Here is a 19,763-nt window from a genome sequence, read left to right on the forward strand (position 1 = left end):
TACTATTATTATGACAAGAAAATTAAGAATGGGAATGGTCGGTGGTGGCCAAGACGCTTTCATCGGGGCAATTCATCGTTTAGCAGCCAATATGGATGGCTTAATTGAATTAAGTTGTGGCGCTTTGAGTATCAATCCTGAAGTGGCTAAAGCTTCTGGGAAAGCGTTATTTCTTCCAGAGTCAAGAACCTATTTGACTTATGAAGAGATGATCAAAGCGGAAGCCGCTTTACCTGCAGATGAAAGAATTGATTTTGTTACTATCGTAACACCCAACTTTGCTCACTTTGCACCTGCTATGATGGCATTAGATCATGGTTTTAACGTAGTAATTGAAAAGCCAATTACGTTTTCTTTAGACGAAGCCAAACAATTGGAACAGAAATTAAAAGAAACGGGATTAACACTTTGTTTGACTCACACCTACTCTGGTTACCCAATGGTAAAACAGGCCAAAGCCATGGTTCGTGAAGGGAAATTAGGCAAAATCCGTAAAGTTTGGGTTGAATATCCTCAAGGATGGTTAAGTAAATTATCTGAGAGAGAAGGAAATGCTCAAGCGGCTTGGAGAACTGACCCTAAAAAATCAGGGAAAAGTTCAGTAATGGGAGATATTGGAACTCATGCAGCTCATTTGGCTGAATATATTACAGGTTCGAAAATTACAGAAATTTGCGCTGAACTAAATACTTTGGTAGAAGGACGCGTAATGGATGATGATGGAGCTGTAATGTTAAAGTTCGATAATGGAGCTAAAGGTGTTTTGATGGCTTCTCAAGTAGCGGCTGGTGAAGAAAATGCAGTTAAAATTAGAGTCTATGGTGAAAAAGGGGGCATCGAATGGTTGCAACACGAACCAAATTCATTAATAGTGAAATGGTTAGAAGAGCCGATGCAAATTTTAAGAGCGGGTTCTAATTATGCTCATTTATCTTCATTTGCAAGACACAATTGCAGAACTCCTGGTGGACATCCAGAAGGTTATTTAGAAGCTTTTGCTAACATTTACAGAAACTTTGCTTTGACTTTAGGATGCAAAATAGATGGTGCACAACCTACTCCAGAAATGTTAGACTTCCCTTCTGTTGAAGATGGTTTAAGAGGAATGGCATTTATTGATAATGTGGTAGCATCAGCACAGTCTGATAAAAAATGGACTCCTAACGTTTTATAATTATGACAACAATACAAGGACCAGCGGTCTTTTTAGCTCAATTTATTGGAGATGAAGCACCGTTTAATTCGTTAGATGGAATTTGTCAATGGGCAGCTGATTTAGGTTTTAAAGGGATTCAGATGCCAACATTGGATGCTCGCTTTATTGATTTACAAAAAGCAGCAGAAAGTAAAACCTATGCAGAGGAATTGACTGGAAAAGTAGCTTCTTATGGATTACAAATTTCAGAATTATCGACTCACTTACAAGGACAACTAGTAGCAGTTCATCCTGCTTATGATGATTTCTTTGATGGCTTTGCCCCTGCTGCATTGCGAGGTAATCCTAAAGCTAGACAGGAATGGGCAGTACAACAAATGAAATATGCCGCTAAAGCATCTCAAAATTTGGGATTAAACGCCCATGCCACTTTTAGTGGATCGTTACTTTGGCAATACTTCCACCCTTGGCCACAAAGACCACCGGGGTTAATTGAAGAAGGATTTGCTGAATTAGCTAAACGTTGGTTACCCATTTTAAATGAATTTGATCAAAATGGTGTGGATGTTTGTTATGAAATTCACCCAGGAGAAGATTTATTCGATGGAGAAACCTACGAAATGTTTTTGAAAGCAGTGAATAATCATTCGAGAGCTTGTCTATTATACGATCCGTCACATTTTGTATTACAACAATTGGATTACATTCAATATATTGACTTTTACCACGAACGTATTAAAGCATTTCATGTTAAGGATGCCGAATTTAATGCTACCGGAAAACAAGGAACTTTTGGCGGATACCAAAGTTGGGCTAATCGCGCAGGACGTTATCGTTCTCCCGGAGACGGACAAATTGATTTCAAAACTATTTTCAGCAAATTAGCACAATACGATTACAAAGGTTGGGCAGTAATGGAATGGGAATGTTGTATTAAAAATCAAGAAGACGGTGCTTGTGAAGGTGCTGAATTTATCAAAAAACATATTATTAAAGTGACTGATAAGGCTTTTGATGATTTTGCAGCGGTAGAGACCAATACCCAATTGAATAGAAAAAATTTAGGATTATAATAAAAAACTCAAACTATTAAAATGAAACGTACTTTTTTACTTTTTGGCTTAGCCATGTTGACATTAACTTCTTTTTCAAGAATTGATTCTGACAAAAAATATATTAAAAAAACTACTATCGAAGTTCAATCTAATGATGGTGAAAAATTGATTGCTAAATCAGATTGTGTTGGCTGTCATAAGTTGGATAAAAAATTAATTGGCCCAGCCTATTTAGATATTGCAAAAAAATATCCAAATACAGATAAAAACATCAATTCGTTGGCGGATAAAGTAATTAAAGGAGGTTCAGGTGTTTGGGGAACAATGCCAATGTCTGCTCACTCTTCATTGAAAAAAGAAGATGCAAAATCAATGGTAAAATATATTTTATCATTAAAAAAATAACACTTAGTTTTTAACCATATTCACTAACTTTAATTCACATAGTATGAAAAAAGAAGAAGAAAATAAACCAGCCAATAATCGCCGTGATTTTATAAAAACGAGTGCAATGGCAGCAGCTGCATTCATGATTGTTCCTCGTCACGTTTTGGGAAGAGGTTTTGTTGCTCCAAGTGATCGTTTACTAATTGCAAGTATTGGTGTTGGTGGTAAAGGACAATCGGATGTTGCTATGTTTGATAAAAGTGGAAAAGCGAATATTGCCTATTTATGTGATGTAGATACTCGTAGAGCCGCAAATAGTGTTAATGCATTTCCAAAAGCTAAATTTTATAAAGATTGGCGAGAAATGTTAGACAAAGAACATAAAAACTTCGATGCTGTTTCTGTTTCTACTCCTGATCATACCCATGCTATTGCAGCTTTGGCGGCAATGCAACTAGGAAAACATGTTTATGTGCAAAAACCAATGGCTCATGATATTTATGAAGCTAGAGTTTTAACACAAGCCGCTAAAAAATACAAAGTAGTTACCCAAATGGGGAATCAAGGTGCATCTAATGATGGAACTCGAATTCTTAAAGAATGGTATGATGCTGATTTGATTGGAGATGTTCATACTATTTATGCATGGACTGATCGTCCAGTTTGGCCACAAGGAATTCCTTGGTCAACTGCAAAACCTGAAGTGCCAAAAGAACTGGATTGGGATTTATGGTTAGGAACCGCTCCTTATAAAAACTATGTTGACAAATTAGTTCCATTCAATTGGAGAGGTTGGTGGGATTATGGTACAGGTGCATTAGGAGATATGGGTTGTCACTTATTAGAAACTCCTTTTAGCGTTTTGAAATTGAAATATGCTAAAGATGTACAATGTAGCGTAGGTTCTGTTTATGTAGACGAATTTAAACGCGGCTATTTCCCAGAAAGCTGCCCTCCTTCAAGTCACGTAACTTTAACTTTCCCTAAAACAGAAAAAACATTAGGAGATGTTACTGTTCACTGGATGGACGGTGGAATTCAACCAGAAAGACCAGCTGAATTAGGGGCTAATGAAATTTTTGGGGATGGTGGAAACGGAACATTATTCGTTGGAACCAAAGGAAAAATGATGTGTGATACTTATGGATTAAACCCTAGATTATTGCCATTAAGCAAAAATGAAAATTTACAAGTAGCTAAAAAATATGCTCGTGTTGAAGGAGGTGCTGATGGTCACTACAAACAATGGGTGGAAGCAGCTATAGCAGGTTACGGTAAAAAAGAAGTAAGTTCTGGTTTTGAAATCGCAGGTCCTTTAACAGAAGCGTTATTAATGGCTAATTTAGCAATCAGAGGTTATGATGTTGTTCGTGACGAATTAGGTGAAGATGTGTACCCAGGTCGTTCAGCTAAATTGTTATGGGATAATGATAATATGAGAATTACTAATTTTGATGAAGTAAATCAATTCGTAAAACGTAATTACCGTGAAGGTTGGAAAAATTTAACTTTATAAAAACAATTTAAAATGATTAAGAATATTTTTAAAATAGCACTATTTACTATTTTGATACAAACTACAAACGCTCAAACAGCATTGCCTAAAGGATTTGTTTCTTTATTTGATGGTCAAACGACTACAGGTTGGCATACTTACGGAAAAAAAACAGCTACTTCTGCATGGAAAGTTGAAGATGGGGTCCTACATTTTGACCCAGCTGCTGCTAAAAACGGACAAGGAGGCGATTTAGTTACCGATAAAGAATATACTAATTTCCATTTAAAATTAGAATGGAAAGTAGCTCCTAATTCGAACAGTGGGATTATCTTCTTTGTTAACGAAGACTTAGCTAAATTCAAAAACACTTACGAAACAGGTTTAGAAATGCAAGTTCTAGATAACGATGGACATCCTGACGGAAAAATTGAAAAACACAGAGCAGGTGATTTATACGATTTAATCAAAAGTACTACTGAGCCTGTTAAACCTGTTGGCGAATGGAATTCTGTTGATATTGTTTGTAAGTTCGGAAAATTACAAATGTTGCTAAACGGAGTTAAAGTCGTAGAAACCATGCTTTGGGACGATAACTTTAAAGCTTTAGTAGCGAAAAGTAAATTTGCTACTTGGCCAGGATTTGCATCTTTTCAAACAGGAAAAATTGCCTTACAAGATCACGGTGAAAATGTATGGTATAGAAACGTAATGATCAAAGAATGGAATTCATTACAACCTACAACAGGGTGTAAATAATTAATCAAAATTAACTAACCAAACCAAAAAATAAATTTATGAATACAACCAATAGAATCAAATTATCAACTATGATGTTCCTGGAATTTTTTATCTGGGGTGCATGGTTTGTAACTTTAGGAACATTTTTAGGAAGTAATTTAAAAGCTTCAGGAGCTGAAAGTGCTGCTGTATTTTCGACTCAATCTTGGGGAGCTATCATTGCGCCTTTCATCATTGGATTAATTGCCGACCGTTATTTTAATGCAGAAAAAATCTTAGGAGTATTACACTTAGTTGGCGCATTTTTGATGTATCAAATGTACCAATCTAATGAGGTAGGTTCATTTTATATCTATGTGTTAAGCTATATGGTTTTGTATATGCCTACTTTAGCTTTGGTAAATTCAGTAGCCTTTAACCAAATGAAAGATCCTGAAAAAGAGTTCGCAAACATCCGTGTTTGGGGAACAATTGGATGGATTTTAGCTGGATTAGCAATTAGTTTTGTTTTCCATTGGGATTCAACTGAGAATATAGCTCAAGGAATGTTGAAAAATACGTTCTTATTAGCTGGAATTGCAGCTTTAGTTTTAGGATTATTGAGCTTTACCTTACCTGCTACTCCACCTAAGGTTTCAGATGAGAAAATTAAAATTGGAGATATCATTGGTTTAGATGCTTTGAAATTATTGAAAGATAAAAACTTTGCTGTATTTTTCCTTTCTTCGATTTTAATCTGTATTCCATTGGCTTTTTATTATCAAAATGCGCATCCTTTTTTAACTGAAGCTGGAATTGAAAATCCAACAGGTAAAATGGCAATCGGTCAAATATCAGAAGCTTTATTCTTATTATTAATTCCTGTTTTCTTTACTCGTTTCGGATTTAAGAAAACGATTTTAGTTGGAATGTTAGCTTGGGCTATTCGTTATGCATTATTTGCTTATGGTAATGGTACTGATTTAAGTTTTATGCTAATTATTGGAATTGCTTTACACGGTATTTGTTATGATTTCTTTTTTGTTTCTGGACAAATTTATACCAATTCAAAAGCAGGTGAGAAATACAAAAGTGCTGCTCAAGGTTTAATTACTTTAGCTACTTATGGAGTAGGAATGCTAATTGGTTTTGCTGTAGCAGGATGGATTACTGATAATTATAAAACGACAACTGGAACAATCAACTGGGAAATGGTATGGATCATTCCTGCAGGAATTGCTTTAGCTGTTTTTGTTTTATTTGCATTAACATTTAATGATAAAAATAAAACAGAAGTTTCACACTAATTATAAATGAAAACCAACTTCAATAGACGTTCTGCTATCAAAGGAATACTTGCCAGTACTGCTGCGCTAAGTATTCCTTTAGAATTGTCTGCTTTTGGTTTGTCAAAAGAAAAAACTACTACTATTCCTATGTTGAAAGGTAATATCAACCATTCTGTTTCACGCTGGTGTTTTAATTCGTTGGATTTAGAAACCCTTTGTATTGAAGCTAAAAAAATGGGAATCACTGGAATTGATTTGGTAGGTCCAGAAGCTTGGCCAACATTGAAAAAATACAATCTAATTTCAACTATGTGCAATGGCGCTGAGTTGAATTTAGTGGATGGTTTTAATGATATTCAATTCCATGAAAAATTAATTCAACGCTATACCGAAATAATTCCTCGCGTAGCCGAAGCAGGTTATAAAAACTTAATTTGTTTCAGTGGGAATCGCCGAGGAAAAACAGATGAAGAAGGCTGGAATAATTGCGTTATTGGATTACAAAAACTAATTCCATTGGCTGAAAAGCATAATATTACTTTGGTGATGGAATTATTGAATAGTAAAATAGATCATAAAGATTACCAGTGCAATAAAACGTCTTGGGGTGTTGAATTGGTAAAACGTATAAATTCAGATCATTTCAAATTACTCTACGATATCTACCACATGCAAATTGATGAAGGTGATGTAATTAGAACTATCAAAGACAATATTCAACATATTGCTCATTTTCATACAGCTGGAGTTCCTGGTCGAAATGAAATTGACGAAACACAAGAATTAAATTATCCTGCTATTATGAGAGCTATTGCAGGAACAGGTTTTAAAGGATTTGTAGGTCAAGAATTTGTACCTAAATACACCGATAAATTAGCTTCATTACAACAAGCCATCACAATTTGCGACATTTAACTAACTAAAAATAAAACCCATGAACAAAAGAAGAGAATTTTTAATCAATAGTGGTTTAGTATTGGGGACTTTAGCCATTACTCCTTCCCTAGCCTTCACAACTAAAAAGAGACCTATTGGAATCCAATTATGGACAATGCGTGAGACTTTGCCTAAAGACGTAAAAGGTGTTTTGGCACAAATCGCCAAAGCGGGATTTACCGAAGTGGAAACTTTTGGTTTTTCTCCAAAAGACAATACTTTCTTTGGTACTTCATTAAACGACTTCAAAGCGATTTTAGATGCTAATGGGTTAAAAGCCACTAGTAACCATTTTGATTTTAACAACTATATCAAAACTGGAGATTTAAGTGATTTGAACGCCTATATCAATGCTGCCAAAGTTTTAGGAAGCGAATATGTTACTATTCCGTGGATTTTACCTGAATTAAGAGGTACATCAGCTGAAGATTATAAAAAATTAGCAGCAGGAATTAATAAAGTAGCGCAACAATGCCATGCTGCAGGATTAAAATTAGCGTATCATAATCACGATTTTGAATTCACTAAATTTGGAGATACTAACGGATATGAAATTTTGTTGAACGAAACAGATCCTAAACTAGTAGATTTTGAATTAGACTTGTATTGGGCTGTACGTGCGGGTCATAATCCATTGGATTTATTCAAACAACATCCAGGACGTTTCACTATGTGGCATGTAAAAGACATGGACAAAGCCAATAAAGAATTGAATGCCGAAATTGGTAAAGGAGCTATTGACTTCAAGGCTATTTTTGCACAAGCTAAATTGTCAGGAATGAAACGTTTCTTTTTAGAGCATGAAACGAATTATACTCCAAATCCATTAGAATCTATTAAAACAAGTTTTGATTATATTTCTAAAAATCTAATCTAGTTTTTATAATAATAAAAAAAGGGTATTTAATTGTTTTGCAATTAAATACCCTTTTTTATTTAAAGTAAATTTACCACTTTTCTAATCCCAAAAGCTTTTTTCCTAAATCGCTTAATTCAGCTGTTTTGTGTTTGGTGATTTCCCATTTTCTCGGATCGCCTGGAAAAGCATATCCTTCTGGTGCAATTCGGTTTTTCCACGAATTGATTCGCCACGCTTTTAACTCTTCATTATCTTCTTCTGCAGGCATCATTGAAATGTATTGAGCAACACGCACCTTGTCTTTGGTCAAATTAGGACGAATTCCGTGTGGTTGCGAACTATTAAAAATCATTAAATCGCCCGCTTCCATTTTAACTTTTACTAATTTATCTTCAAAACCTGTAATATCGGGTTGGAAACGATTTCTGTCTTCAGGTTGTGTTAATTTCCATGTATCATAAGTGCGAAACAACTCAGGAATACATTGAAAACCTCCCATATTTTCATCGGTTGCATCTACTAATGCTAGAACTCCTTGTACATTTTGAGGCTTTGTTTCTGGATCGTAGTCCCAATGTATAAATCCTTTGAACTCGTGATCAGGACGAACTGGAAAATTCAAATTGGCTCTATCAATAGTAACCCATAGCTTTTCTGTTCCCCAAACATCCGCAAAGGCATCATAAACTTTTTGCATTTGACGGTTGTCCCATTGGTATTGGTGATTGTACAATTCTACCATTCCACTATTCGTTAGTTCTTTCATTTGCATTTCTGCTCTTGGTGGTGCATACCAAGTGGATGGGTCGTTTGGATCTTTTTCTTCAAATTCCCAAATGAAATTAGCCAATCGTTCTGCATTCTCTTTTGGTACGGCATTTTTAATAACAATATAACCATTGGTAATCCAGAAATTCCATTGCTCGTCGGTTAATAAACGAAGTGGTTTTCCGTTAGAACGGTCATTTAATTTGTGTACACTAGATTTTGCCACTGATGGATTTCCAGGAATATCTGCGTGTGCGTTAGTCGCCATCGTTGGCGTCATTGTCGGAGTCATAGTTTGATTTTTAGTATCCATAATGTAATAGTTGGTTAATTTGATAATCCAAAATTAGTTGGAATCTAGCAGTTGAATTATCACAAAATTTACCATAATTTGTACTATATTGACATTTTATTGGAAATTAAACTATTCAATAGTACATTTATACTATAAAACACTAATTATATGAAAATTGTTTTTGAAGATATCAAACGTTTAGCGGGTAGTTCCTTCCGAATTTTGGTCAATCCAAAATTGAACGATTTTTATTATTGGCATTTTCATCCTGAATTCGAATTGACTTTTATTGAAGCACCTCAAGGTAACAGACGTGTTGGAAATCATGTGGGACAATTTGAAGGAAGTGATTTGGTTTTTATAGGTTCTAATATCCCCCATTTGAATTTCGATTATGGGATTAGAACCGAGTATGAAAAAGTAGTATTACAAATCAACGCTGATTTTTTTAAAAATGATTTTGCTTCCACCCCTGAATTAGAAGCGATTCACCAATTATTTGAAAATTCTAAAAAAGTAATTTGTTTTCACGGAAACACGAAAGCGACAATTGGGAAACAACTTAAAGCAATTCATCTATTGCCACATTTTGAACAATTTATTGCTGTTTTGTCTTTGTTCCAATCTTTGGCTACATCTCAAGAAAGGACTTTTTTACACGAACAACCTTTTGAAAACTTTTATAATAACAAAGAACAATCCCGACTTAAAATAGTCTATAAATTCATTGAAAGTAATTACCAGCGTACCATTAGTATTGAAGAAATGGCACAACTCACTCATTTATCCAAAGCTGCTTTTTGTAGGTATTTCAAAAAAATGACTCGATTGACTTTTATCGGGTTCTTAAATCAATATCGTATTGAACAAGCCAAACGACTTTTAAAAGAAGATAAGAACGTAACTGAAACCTGCTATGAATGTGGTTTTGAAAGTCTGTCCTATTTCAATCGTATTTTCAAAAAAGTAGTTGGAGAAAATCCTTTAGAATTTAAAAAAAGATAGTTAGTTCACTGAATTTAAAACACTCACATAATAATTAGGATTAATCTCTAATTGAGAATTAGTGGCGTTTGTTGGTTTTAATTTCCATTCCGTTGTGGGTTGCAACACTACTTCTTGTCCATTAATAGTTACTTTCATAGGCATTGCAAAACCAGGAACACAATTCATCCATCTATAATTTAAATACCCATCTTTGAAATAATATTCAAATGTTGGAATTCGAGTATCTCTCAAATATTGATTAAAAACAGTCGATAAATCAATTCCCGCTTGTTGACTGATATACCCTTCAATTTGCTTGGTAGTGACAGTTTGATGGTAAAAAGTGCTGTTCAAGCCTCTTAAAATTTGTCGCCATTTTTCGTCATCATTAACTATTTGACGGATGGTATGCAACATATTACCGCCTTTGTAATACATATCACTAGAGCCTTCATTATTGACGTCATATTGACCAATAATGGGCTTGTCATTTTGGATATTTTTTCGAGTACCTCTCACATAAGCAGCTCCCGCCTCTTTTCCGTAATAGTATTCTACAAATAAACTCTCCGAATAATTGGTAAAACTTTCATGAATCCACATGTCGGCAATGTCTTTATAGGTGATGTTATTGGCAAACCACTCGTGTCCCGACTCATGAATAATGATGAAATCAAATTTTAATCCCCAACCTGTGCCACTCAAATCACGTCCGCGATACCCATTTTGAAAGCCATTACCATAGGTGACACAACTTTGATGTTCCATCCCTAAATACGGTACTTCTACTAATTTGTAACTGTCTTCATAAAATGGATATGGTCCAAACCAATGTTCAAAGGCTTTCAGCATCTTCGTCACATCTTGAAATTGTTTTTTTGCTTTCGCCAAATTATTTCTCAACACATAATATTGACAATCTAAATCGCCTTTTTCGCCTTTGTATTTTTCAGAAAACGCTACATAATCGCCAATATTAATGTTGACACCGTAATTATTAATCGGATTAGAAACATACCAGTTGTACGTAGTTGTTCCGTCTTTCAATTGTTTTACGCTTTGTAAACGACCATTCGAAATATCCATTAGTCCCTTAGGGACGTTGACGCTTATCAACATCGACTCGGCTTCGTCATACATGTGATCTTTATTAGGCCACCAAACACTAGCTCCCAAACCTTGGCAAGAAGTGGCTATAAATGATTTTCCATTTTCATCTTTTTTCCAAGTGATTCCGCCATCCCAAGGTGGGCGAACAGCTATTTTAGGCTTCCCATTATAAAAAACTGTAATTTGTTTGTAATCACCTTTATTTTGATTGGCTGTCAAATAAATATGAAACACATTGCCTTCTCTTTCGAATTTCAGACTATTTCCATCTTGAATGACTTTGGTAATTTGCATGGGTTCTTGCAAATCAATTTGCATCACATTGTACTTATCTAACACAAGATAATCAATTGTATTCGAACCTACAATAGTACTGTCTGCAGGATTGACTTTGATATCCAAGTGGTATTTTTTCAAATCCCACCAAACTCTTTCTTTGGTAATACTCCCACGTAAACTGTCTTGTTTGGTGAATTTTTGAGCAAAAATGGTATTGGTTACCAAAAATATAAGGAACAGGTAAATGACTTTTTTATTCATAACGAAATGTATAGTTTAAACAATCTTTTAAAGAATAAGTAAATATAACAGATTGTGCAGTAAATATAAAACCCCAATGATATATTTATCATTGGGGTTTATTTTATTTAATAATTAAAAGGAATTATTTCTGTCTTTTCTTTAAAACTTCAATTACATCATTCATTTGATAGCCTTTAGCTTGCAATAAAATAAGATAATGAAAAAGTAAATCAGCACTTTCACTTAAGAACAAATCATCGTTATCATCTTTGGCTTCGATTACCACTTCTACTGCTTCTTCACCAACTTTTTGAGCGATTTTATTAATCCCTTTTTCAAATAAAGAAGCAACATAACTTTTCTCAGCATCGGCATTTTCACGACGCGTTTTGATAGTTTGTTCCAAAGTCGAAATAAAACCGTAATGAGGTTGATTGTCTTCCGCCCAACAGGTATCCGTTCCATTATGACAAGTCGGTCCTACAGGTCGCACTTGAATTAATAACGTATCGGTATCACAATCGTTCTTGATGCTCACTAGATTTAAGAAATTGCCACTTTCTTCTCCTTTAGTCCAAAGACGTTGTTTAGAGCGGCTATAGAATGTTACTTTTTGAGTTGCTTGAGTTTTAGCGAAAGCCTCTTCGTTCATATAACCTAGCATTAAAACGGCTTTGGTTTCACTATCTTGAATAATGGCTGGAATTAATCCGTGGGCGCTTTTTGAAAAATCGATGTTCATGTGTGTAATTATGAATTATGAGTATTGAATTTGTAGTTTTTAAATTCTAACTTCAATATGATTATTTTTTAGTTCTTTTTTTAAAGTGGGTATTTCAATTTCTTTGAAATGAAAAACGCTTGCTGCCAATGCAGCATCTGATTTTCCTTCAACAAAGGTATCAATAAAATGTTGCATATTCCCAGCTCCCCCTGAAGCAATGATTGGAATATTCACTAATTGTGACAATGTAGCCAAGGCTTCATTCGCAAATCCATTTTTAGTTCCGTCGTGATCCATAGAGGTAAACAAGATTTCTCCTGCTCCTCTAGCGGCAACTTCTTTGGCCCAATCAAATAATTTAATGTCTGTAGGTACCTTACCTCCTACTAAATGCACCACCCATTCCCCATCAATTTGTTTCGCATCAATAGCCACAACTACACATTGACTACCAAATTTTTGAGCCAAATCAGTTATCAATTGCGGGTTCTTAACTGCCGATGAATTGATTGAAACTTTATCTGCTCCATTTTGCAATAAGATTTCGACATCTTCTACAGAGGCAATTCCACCTCCAACAGTAAACGGAATATTAATTGTTGCCGCAACTTTGCGAACCAAATCCACCAAGGTTCTTCTGCGTTCCTCAGTTGCTGAAATATCTAAAAACACCAATTCATCTGCTCCTTCATCCGAATAGATTTTAGCTAATTCTACAGGATCTCCCGCGTCACGCAAGTCCACAAAATTGACCCCTTTGACCGTCCTGCCGTTTTTGATATCCAAACAAGGAATTATTCTTTTTGTTAACATTTATATTGTTGTTTCACAGATATTCACCAAGACTTCGCAAAGAATCACAAAGATTTTAGAGCCTCTTTGTGCTATGCATTGCGCATCTTTGCGTAATAATCTATTGGTTTAAAATATATTTTTCTAATTGTTTCAACGAAATTCTTCCTTCGTAAATCGCTTTCCCAATGATTGTTCCTTCGCAACCCAATTCGGCTAATTGTGGCAATTCATCAAATGTAGAAATTCCGCCAGAGGCAATTAATTTAATTCCTTTGGCTGTGGCCAAAATTTTAGCATATAAATCAAAACTAGGCCCAGCTAACATACCGTCTTTGGCAATATCCGTACAAATAACGTATTGAATTCCTTTATTTTGATAATCTTGAATAAAAGGGATTAAATCTTCGTTAGAGTCTTCTAACCAGCCCGAAACAGCTACTTTTTCATTATTTGCATCCGCTCCTAAAATGATTTTATCGGAACCATATTCAGCTATCCATTGTTCAAAAACAGCTCTGTTTTTAACAGCAATACTTCCGCCTGTAATTTGGTTCGCCCCAGATTCAAAAGCAATTTTTAAGTCGGCATCCGATTTCAAACCACCTCCAAAATCAATTTTTAATTTGGTTTGTGTTGCAATCTGTTCGAGAATTTTATAGTTCACAATTTTGCTTGACTTAGCACCATCTAAATCCACTAGGTGTAAATACTCAATTCCATGCGCTTCAAACGATTTGGCTACTTCAAGTGGATTTTCATTGTAAATGATTTTAGTATCGTAATCCCCTTTGGATAAACGAACACATTTTCCGTCAATGATATCTATTGCTGGTATTATTCTCATTTTATATTCGATTTACGATATTTAAAATTTATAACTTTAAAAAATTAGCTAAAATCTGTTCGCCAACATCGCCGCTTTTTTCTGGGTGAAATTGGGTTCCATAAAAATTATTTTTTTGTAAGGCCGAAGCATATTCGATATCATAGTTCGTTACAGCAATGGCTTCATCACAATTAGGTACATAATAACTATGCACTAAATACATGTATTCGTTATTTTTTATCCCTTCAAACAAAGGTGATTTCAAATTGTAAATTTGGTTCCAACCCATTTGAGGGACTTTGACATTATTTGAAAATCGAACTACATTAGCATCAAAAATGCCTAGGCCATCTGTGTTTCCTTCTTCAGAATGGTGACACATCAATTGCATTCCCAAACAAATTCCCAAAACGGGTTGTTTCAAGTTAGGAATCAAAGTATCTAAACCACTTTCTTTGAGTTTGCTCATCGCATAACTCGCTTCTCCTACACCCGGAAAAATTACCTTGTCTGCTTGTTGAATTGTTACGGGATCATTAGTTAAAACCGCTTGAAACCCTAGGCGTTCTATAGCAAATAGAATACTTTGAATATTTCCTGCACCGTAATTGATAATTACAATTTTCATTTATTTTTAACCATTAAGAAATTAAGAATATTAAGGTAATACACTCAACAATTCATAATTTATAATTCATAATTATTAGAGCATTCCTTTTGTTGAAGGCAAAATCATTTTCTCTGTATCACGTTTTACAGCAACTTTTATCGCTTTTGCGAAAGCCTTGAAAATCGCTTCAATCTTATGATGTTCGTTAGTTCCTTCTGCTTTGATATTGATATTGGCCTTAGCACCATCAGAGAATGATTTGAAAAAGTGGTAAAACATTTCTGTTGGCATTTTACCTACCATTTCGCGTTTGAATTCGGTTTTCCAAACCAACCAATTTCTGCCTCCAAAATCAATTGCTACTTGCGATAAACAATCATCCATTGGCAAACAAAAACCATAACGCTCAATTCCTAGTTTGTTTCCTAATGCTTTGGCAAAAACTTCTCCCAAAGCAATCGCAGTATCTTCAATAGTATGGTGTTCGTCTACCTCTAAATCGCCTTTTACCGCAATTTCTAAGTCCATCTGTCCGTGGCGTGCAATTTGATCTAGCATGTGGTCAAAAAATGCAATTCCAGTATCGATTTTACTTTTACCAGTTCCGTCTAAATTCAACTTGATAAAAATATCCGTTTCGTGTGTTTTTCTTTCAATACTGGCCGAACGAGCTTCTAGTTTTAAAAACTCATAAATGGTTTTCCAATCGGTAGTTTGCAAGGCTATAACGCCACTAAAATCTTCATTTTCATTGATTTCATCACTACCCAAACCTTCTTGTTGTTGCAAGAAAATAGCTTTGGTTCCTAAGTTTTTTGCTAAAGCAACATCTGTAATTCGGTCTCCTAGTACAAATGAATTCGCCAAGTCATAATTAGGATTGTCAATATATTTCGTCAGCATTCCTGTACGAGGTTTACGCGTAGGTGCATTTTCTGCTGGAAAAGAACGATCAATAAAAATATCATCAAACAAAATACCTTCGTTTTCAAAAGCTCTCAAAATGAAATTTTGTGTTGGCCAAAAGGTGTCTTCTGGAAAACTAGCTGTACCTAATCCATCTTGATTTGTTACCATTGCCAATTCATAATCCAATTCATTGGCAATTTTAGCCAAATATTGAAAGGCTTTCGGGTAGAATTCTAGTTTGTTTAAACTGTCTAGTTGAAAATCAGCGGGTTCAATTACGATGGTCCCATCACGATCTATAAATAATACTTTTTTCATATCAATTTATTCTAATATTTTCTGATTAAGAACAACTTCTTAATCATTCATTCCTTTTCCACGTTTAATTTGACTCATCCATTTTTCAACCCTAGCTGTTTTTGTCTTAGATTGTTTTGGTTCAGAAAAATGAAGTAAATAGGCTTTTTGTCTTCCAGGAGTTAATCCTTCAAAAGCTAATTTTAATACTTCGTCACTATCTAAAAAGTATTGAAATTCTTCTGGAGTTTCAATTGCAATAGGTTCTTTATAAGGAACTTTAGCGCCTGATTTTTCAACTTCAATCGCTTCAAAAATATAGGCTTTTATAGTATTTTCTAATTCCAAAATCTGAGCGGTGTTTGTAAATTGCAATTGTCTCGTAGCCTGCATATTCTCTGTTTGAGCAATCAACACTTTTTGCTTGTCTTCTAATAAAACACCTTTAAAGAAACTAATTGCACAACATGCTTTTGTAGTACCTATCATTACTACATTTTTATTTTGAAACGTATAACAAGGATGACTCCATTTCAATTCTTCCACCAAGCCAGTTTCTAATATAATTTTTCGTAAGAGTTGTAATTCTGTCTCCCAAGTTCGCACACGACACAAAGGTGTTGCCATTTTAGAACAACGTCCACAACCTTCATCAAAATACGTTTCTACATTTGTAATCATGCCGATTAATTTAAACTCTGTAAAGCTTCTATTAATTTCTTATTTTCTTCTTCTGTACCAACAGTCAACCGCAAAGTGTTTTCGCACAAAGGTTGCGTCGTTCTATTGCGAATCACAATTCCCTTAGCTATTAACTCATCATAGCGTTGATTAGCATTATCTACTTTAATCAGAATAAAGTTGGCTTCGGTAGGATATATTTTCGATACAAAATTAACTTCATGTAATACTTTAAGTAATAACTCTCTTTGCGCTATAATAGAATTTATTTCTTCTTTTATTTTAGATGAATCATTCAAACGTTCTAACGCTCGTTTTTGGGTAAGTTCATTAACATTATACGGAGGTTTAATTTTATTCAAAACTGCAATAATTGCTGCAGAAGCATAGCAAATTCCCAATCGAATTCCTGCCAAGCCATACGCTTTAGACAAAGTTTGCGTAATAATTAAATTAGGATAATCCTTGATTTTTGGTATCCAAGACGCTTTGTCCGAAAAGTCAATATACGCCTCGTCAATGACCACTAATCCGTTGAAATTATTCAATAAATACTGCACACTTTCTGTTGAGAATGAATTCCCCGTAGGGTTGTTTGGCGAACAAAGGAAAATCATTTTCGTGTTTGCATCCACCACTTTCATGATTTCATTTAATTGCGGTTGAAAATCATTCGAAAGCAAAACCTCTCTATTTTCTATCGCATTCAAATTCGCCAAAACACTATACATTCCGTAGGTAGGCGGTAATGTAATTACATTATCCAATTTTGGCTCACAAAAAGCGCGAAACAACAAATCCAATACTTCATCACTCCCATTTCCTAAAAGGATTTGATTTTTTTCAACTCCATTTTGTGCGGCTAAAACTGATTTTACTGTTGCTTGTTGTGGATCGGGGTAACGATTCACCCCATTCTCATAGGGATTTTCATTGGCATCCAAAAAAATCATATCCGCCGTATCAAAATCCTCAAATTCATCACGTGCCGAAGAATAAGGCTTCATGGCTTTGACGTTTTCTCGAACTAAAGTATTGATGTCAAAATTATTTTTCATTTTCAATCGCTTTTAAACGTAATGTAACCGCATTTTTGTGCGCTTGTAATCCTTCTTTCTCCGCCATAATTTCGATGGCTTTTCCAATAGTTTGAATACCGGTTTCAGAAATCTTTTGGAACGTCATCGATTTCATAAAACTATCCAAGTTAACGCCACTATAATTCTTAGCATATCCATTGGTTGGCAACGTATGATTAGTTCCTGAAGCATAATCTCCAGCACTTTCTGGGGTATAATTCCCTATAAATACTGAACCGGCATTTTCGATGTTGTCTACATAAAAATCATTGTCTGCAGTACACACTATAAAGTGTTCTGGTCCGTATTCATTGATTAAGTCCAAGGCCGTTTCTTTATTTTCGACAAAAATCAGTTTCGAATTAGCAATGGCTTTTTCGGCAATTTCTTTTCTTGGTAAAACAGCTAATTGCGATTGTACTTCTTGCTCTACAGCCTCAATCATCGCTTCGGAAGTAGAAACCAAAATTACTTGGCTGTCCGTGCCATGTTCGGCTTGACTTAACAAATCAGAAGCTACAAAGGCAGGAATAGCGCTTTCATCAGCTACTACTAGTAACTCTGATGGACCTGCCGGCATATCAATAGCAACACCAAATTGAGTCGCTAATTGTTTGGCTACTGTTACATATTGATTTCCAGGGCCAAATATTTTATAGACCTTAGGAATGGTGGTTGTACCAAAAGTCATTCCTGCTATTGCCTGAATGCCGCCTACTTTCAGTATTTTGGTTACTCCACATAAATTAGCAGCATATAAAATTGCCGGATTTAAGTTTCCGTTTTTATCAGGAGGCGAACATAAAACCACTTCTTTACAACCAGCAATTGCTGCAGGAACTGCCAACATTAAAACCGTTGAAAACAAGGGTGCAGTACCTCCAGGAATGTACAATCCGATTTTTTGAATCGGTCGTTTTTCTTGCCAACATTGTACTCCCGAAGCAGTTTCAACGCTTATACGATTGGTTTTTTGTGCTTGGTGGAATTTTTCAATATTTGATTTTGCTAGTTGAATGGCTCCTTTCAATTCGTCATCCACTTGGGCAATTGCAGTTTGAATTTCAGCATCAGAAACCTGAATAGTATTTAATGTAATTCCGTCAAATTGAGCGGTATATTGATTTATAGCTTCATCTCCTTTTAATTGCACTGCGGTGAAAATTTCTTTTACCGTAGCTTCAATATCGTCCACAGTTTTAGTTGGTCTTTCTAATAAAGAAGCCCAATCTGTCTGTTTTGGATTGTATATTTTGTTCATTGTGATTCTAAGATTTAAGAAATTACAACACCATTTTTTCAATTGGGCAAACCAAAATACCTTCGGCTCCTGCTGATTTTAGCTCGTCAATAACTTCCCAAAAACGATCTTCTTCAATCACAGTATGTACACTTGACCAACCTTCTTGTGCCAATGGCATTACTGTTGGGCTTTTCAAAACAGGTAAAATGGAACTAATCAATTGAATTTTATCATTCGGAACGTTCATCAAGATGTATTTTGATTTTCGCGCTCTTAAAACCGATTGAATTCGGAATTGTAATTTATCTAAAATCGCTTTGTTTTCGGGAGTCATTTTTGGCGAAACCGCTAAAACTGCTTCACTTTTAAAAATAACTTCTACTTCTTTTAAATTGTTTTTAAACAACGTACTACCGCTTGAAACAATATCAACAATAGCATCCGCTAGACCAATGTTTGGAGCAATTTCAACCGAACCTGAAATTTGGTGTAAATCAACATTCACATTTTTAGAATTGAAAAAATCTAAAACGGTATTGGGATACGAAGTAGCAATTCGTAAACCATCTAAATCTTTTACGGAATTGTATTGAAAGTTTTTAGGTACAGCTACTGAAACTTTGCATTTAGAAAAACCTAATTTTTCGGCTACTTCAATGTTTTTTCCCTTTTCAACTAATAAGTTATCACCTACAATAGCCACATCAACTACTCCATCAATTAAGTATTGAGGAATATCTGAATTCCGTAAATACAATACTTCCAATGGGAAATTAGATGCCGTAGCTTTTAATTGGTCGTTTCCATTATTGATAGAAATACCACAGTCTTTAAGGATTTGGATGCTGTCTTCGTTTAAGCGTCCTGATTTTTGAATAGCAATTTTTAAAGTACTCATTGTTTTTTGTTTTTTTTAATTTGTTGTGATTTGAGTACAACAGATTTTTAATAAAAAACCCGCTTGATGTACTCAAACGGGTTTTTAAATATGTGACTTACACGCATACCATTAACACATCG

20 protein-coding genes are annotated in these 19,763 nt (G+C 34.8%); 9 read left to right on the forward strand and 11 right to left on the reverse strand.

What is annotated here, in order from left to right:
• The first annotated feature begins 10 nt into the window (after positions 1 to 10).
• Genes RMR09_RS10700 through RMR09_RS10735 form a run of 8 tightly spaced genes read left to right on the forward strand, consistent with a single transcriptional unit; the run spans position 11 to position 7,915 of the window.
• Positions 11 to 1,174 carry a Gfo/Idh/MocA family oxidoreductase gene (locus RMR09_RS10700; RefSeq protein WP_310595792.1) on the forward strand — a complete coding sequence of 388 codons (1,164 nt, stop codon included), beginning with the start codon at positions 11 to 13 and terminating at the stop codon, positions 1,172 to 1,174.
• A 2-nt stretch (positions 1,175 to 1,176) separates the two neighbouring features.
• Complete coding sequence (locus RMR09_RS10705) at positions 1,177 to 2,229, forward strand: sugar phosphate isomerase/epimerase (protein ID WP_310595793.1); 1,053 nt, start codon at positions 1,177 to 1,179, stop codon at positions 2,227 to 2,229.
• Positions 2,230 to 2,250: 21 nt separating this feature from the next.
• On the forward strand, positions 2,251 to 2,616 hold the full coding sequence (locus tag RMR09_RS10710; protein ID WP_310595794.1) for a c-type cytochrome: 366 nt from the start codon (positions 2,251 to 2,253) through the stop codon (positions 2,614 to 2,616).
• A 43-nt stretch (positions 2,617 to 2,659) separates the two neighbouring features.
• Entirely contained in the window at positions 2,660 to 4,114 is a 1,455-nt protein-coding gene (locus tag RMR09_RS10715) for a Gfo/Idh/MocA family oxidoreductase (protein WP_310595795.1), read from the forward strand.
• A 12-nt stretch (positions 4,115 to 4,126) separates the two neighbouring features.
• Positions 4,127 to 4,852, forward strand: a complete 726-nt coding sequence (locus RMR09_RS10720; protein WP_310595796.1) for a DUF1080 domain-containing protein — start codon at positions 4,127 to 4,129, stop codon at positions 4,850 to 4,852.
• A gap of 38 nt (positions 4,853 to 4,890) precedes the next feature.
• A complete protein-coding gene (locus RMR09_RS10725; RefSeq protein WP_310595797.1) occupies positions 4,891 to 6,120 on the forward strand; it encodes a nucleoside permease in 1,230 nt (409 codons plus the stop codon).
• Between the two features lie 6 nt (positions 6,121 to 6,126).
• Positions 6,127 to 7,017: a TIM barrel protein gene (locus RMR09_RS10730; protein ID WP_310595798.1), complete on the forward strand. Its 891-nt coding sequence runs from the start codon at positions 6,127 to 6,129 to the stop codon at positions 7,015 to 7,017.
• Between the two features lie 19 nt (positions 7,018 to 7,036).
• Entirely contained in the window at positions 7,037 to 7,915 is an 879-nt protein-coding gene (locus RMR09_RS10735; RefSeq protein ID WP_310595799.1) for a sugar phosphate isomerase/epimerase, read from the forward strand.
• Positions 7,916 to 7,985: 70 nt separating this feature from the next.
• Here RMR09_RS10735 and RMR09_RS10740 read toward each other — a convergent pair whose 3' ends face one another.
• The gene (locus tag RMR09_RS10740; RefSeq protein ID WP_310595800.1) at positions 7,986 to 8,978 is read right to left on the reverse strand and encodes a phytanoyl-CoA dioxygenase family protein; all 993 of its coding nucleotides are present in this window, start codon (positions 8,976 to 8,978) and stop codon (positions 7,986 to 7,988) included.
• Positions 8,979 to 9,128: 150 nt separating this feature from the next.
• Here RMR09_RS10740 and RMR09_RS10745 point away from each other — a divergent pair, with 150 nt between their 5' ends.
• The gene (locus RMR09_RS10745) at positions 9,129 to 9,965 is read left to right on the forward strand and encodes an AraC family transcriptional regulator (protein ID WP_310595801.1); all 837 of its coding nucleotides are present in this window, start codon (positions 9,129 to 9,131) and stop codon (positions 9,963 to 9,965) included.
• On the opposite strand, the gene RMR09_RS10750 is transcribed toward RMR09_RS10745, so the two are convergent.
• From RMR09_RS10750 to hisG, 10 genes are all read right to left on the reverse strand, one after another.
• Positions 9,966 to 11,597, reverse strand: a complete 1,632-nt coding sequence (locus RMR09_RS10750) for a M1 family metallopeptidase (RefSeq protein WP_310595802.1) — start codon at positions 11,595 to 11,597, stop codon at positions 9,966 to 9,968.
• A gap of 124 nt (positions 11,598 to 11,721) precedes the next feature.
• The gene (gene hisIE, locus RMR09_RS10755) at positions 11,722 to 12,321 is read right to left on the reverse strand and encodes a bifunctional phosphoribosyl-AMP cyclohydrolase/phosphoribosyl-ATP diphosphatase HisIE (RefSeq protein WP_310595803.1); all 600 of its coding nucleotides are present in this window, start codon (positions 12,319 to 12,321) and stop codon (positions 11,722 to 11,724) included.
• 39 nt (positions 12,322 to 12,360) lie between these two features.
• Complete coding sequence (gene hisF / locus RMR09_RS10760; RefSeq protein WP_310595804.1) at positions 12,361 to 13,116, reverse strand: imidazole glycerol phosphate synthase subunit HisF; 756 nt, start codon at positions 13,114 to 13,116, stop codon at positions 12,361 to 12,363.
• A gap of 100 nt (positions 13,117 to 13,216) precedes the next feature.
• Entirely contained in the window at positions 13,217 to 13,942 is a 726-nt protein-coding gene (hisA, locus tag RMR09_RS10765; RefSeq protein WP_310595805.1) for a 1-(5-phosphoribosyl)-5-[(5-phosphoribosylamino)methylideneamino]imidazole-4-carboxamide isomerase, read from the reverse strand.
• A 28-nt stretch (positions 13,943 to 13,970) separates the two neighbouring features.
• The gene (hisH, locus tag RMR09_RS10770) at positions 13,971 to 14,552 is read right to left on the reverse strand and encodes an imidazole glycerol phosphate synthase subunit HisH (protein WP_310595806.1); all 582 of its coding nucleotides are present in this window, start codon (positions 14,550 to 14,552) and stop codon (positions 13,971 to 13,973) included.
• A 75-nt stretch (positions 14,553 to 14,627) separates the two neighbouring features.
• The gene (gene hisB, locus RMR09_RS10775; protein ID WP_310595807.1) at positions 14,628 to 15,761 is read right to left on the reverse strand and encodes a bifunctional histidinol-phosphatase/imidazoleglycerol-phosphate dehydratase HisB; all 1,134 of its coding nucleotides are present in this window, start codon (positions 15,759 to 15,761) and stop codon (positions 14,628 to 14,630) included.
• Positions 15,762 to 15,800: 39 nt separating this feature from the next.
• Positions 15,801 to 16,421, reverse strand: a complete 621-nt coding sequence (locus RMR09_RS10780; RefSeq protein WP_310595808.1) for a DUF1801 domain-containing protein — start codon at positions 16,419 to 16,421, stop codon at positions 15,801 to 15,803.
• Positions 16,422 to 16,426: 5 nt separating this feature from the next.
• Positions 16,427 to 17,479, reverse strand: coding sequence for a histidinol-phosphate transaminase (hisC, locus tag RMR09_RS10785; protein ID WP_310595809.1), 1,053 nt, complete (start codon positions 17,477 to 17,479; stop codon positions 16,427 to 16,429).
• Positions 17,469 to 18,761, reverse strand: coding sequence for a histidinol dehydrogenase (hisD, locus tag RMR09_RS10790; RefSeq protein ID WP_310595810.1), 1,293 nt, complete (start codon positions 18,759 to 18,761; stop codon positions 17,469 to 17,471). The genes hisC and hisD overlap by 11 nt, the downstream gene beginning before the upstream one ends.
• A 22-nt stretch (positions 18,762 to 18,783) precedes the next feature.
• Positions 18,784 to 19,641, reverse strand: coding sequence for an ATP phosphoribosyltransferase (hisG, locus tag RMR09_RS10795; protein WP_310595811.1), 858 nt, complete (start codon positions 19,639 to 19,641; stop codon positions 18,784 to 18,786).
• Positions 19,642 to 19,763 lie beyond the last annotated feature (122 nt).

It is taken from the genome of Flavobacterium sp. (genome assembly GCF_031537875.1).
Taxonomy (GTDB): domain Bacteria; phylum Bacteroidota; class Bacteroidia; order Flavobacteriales; family Flavobacteriaceae; genus Flavobacterium.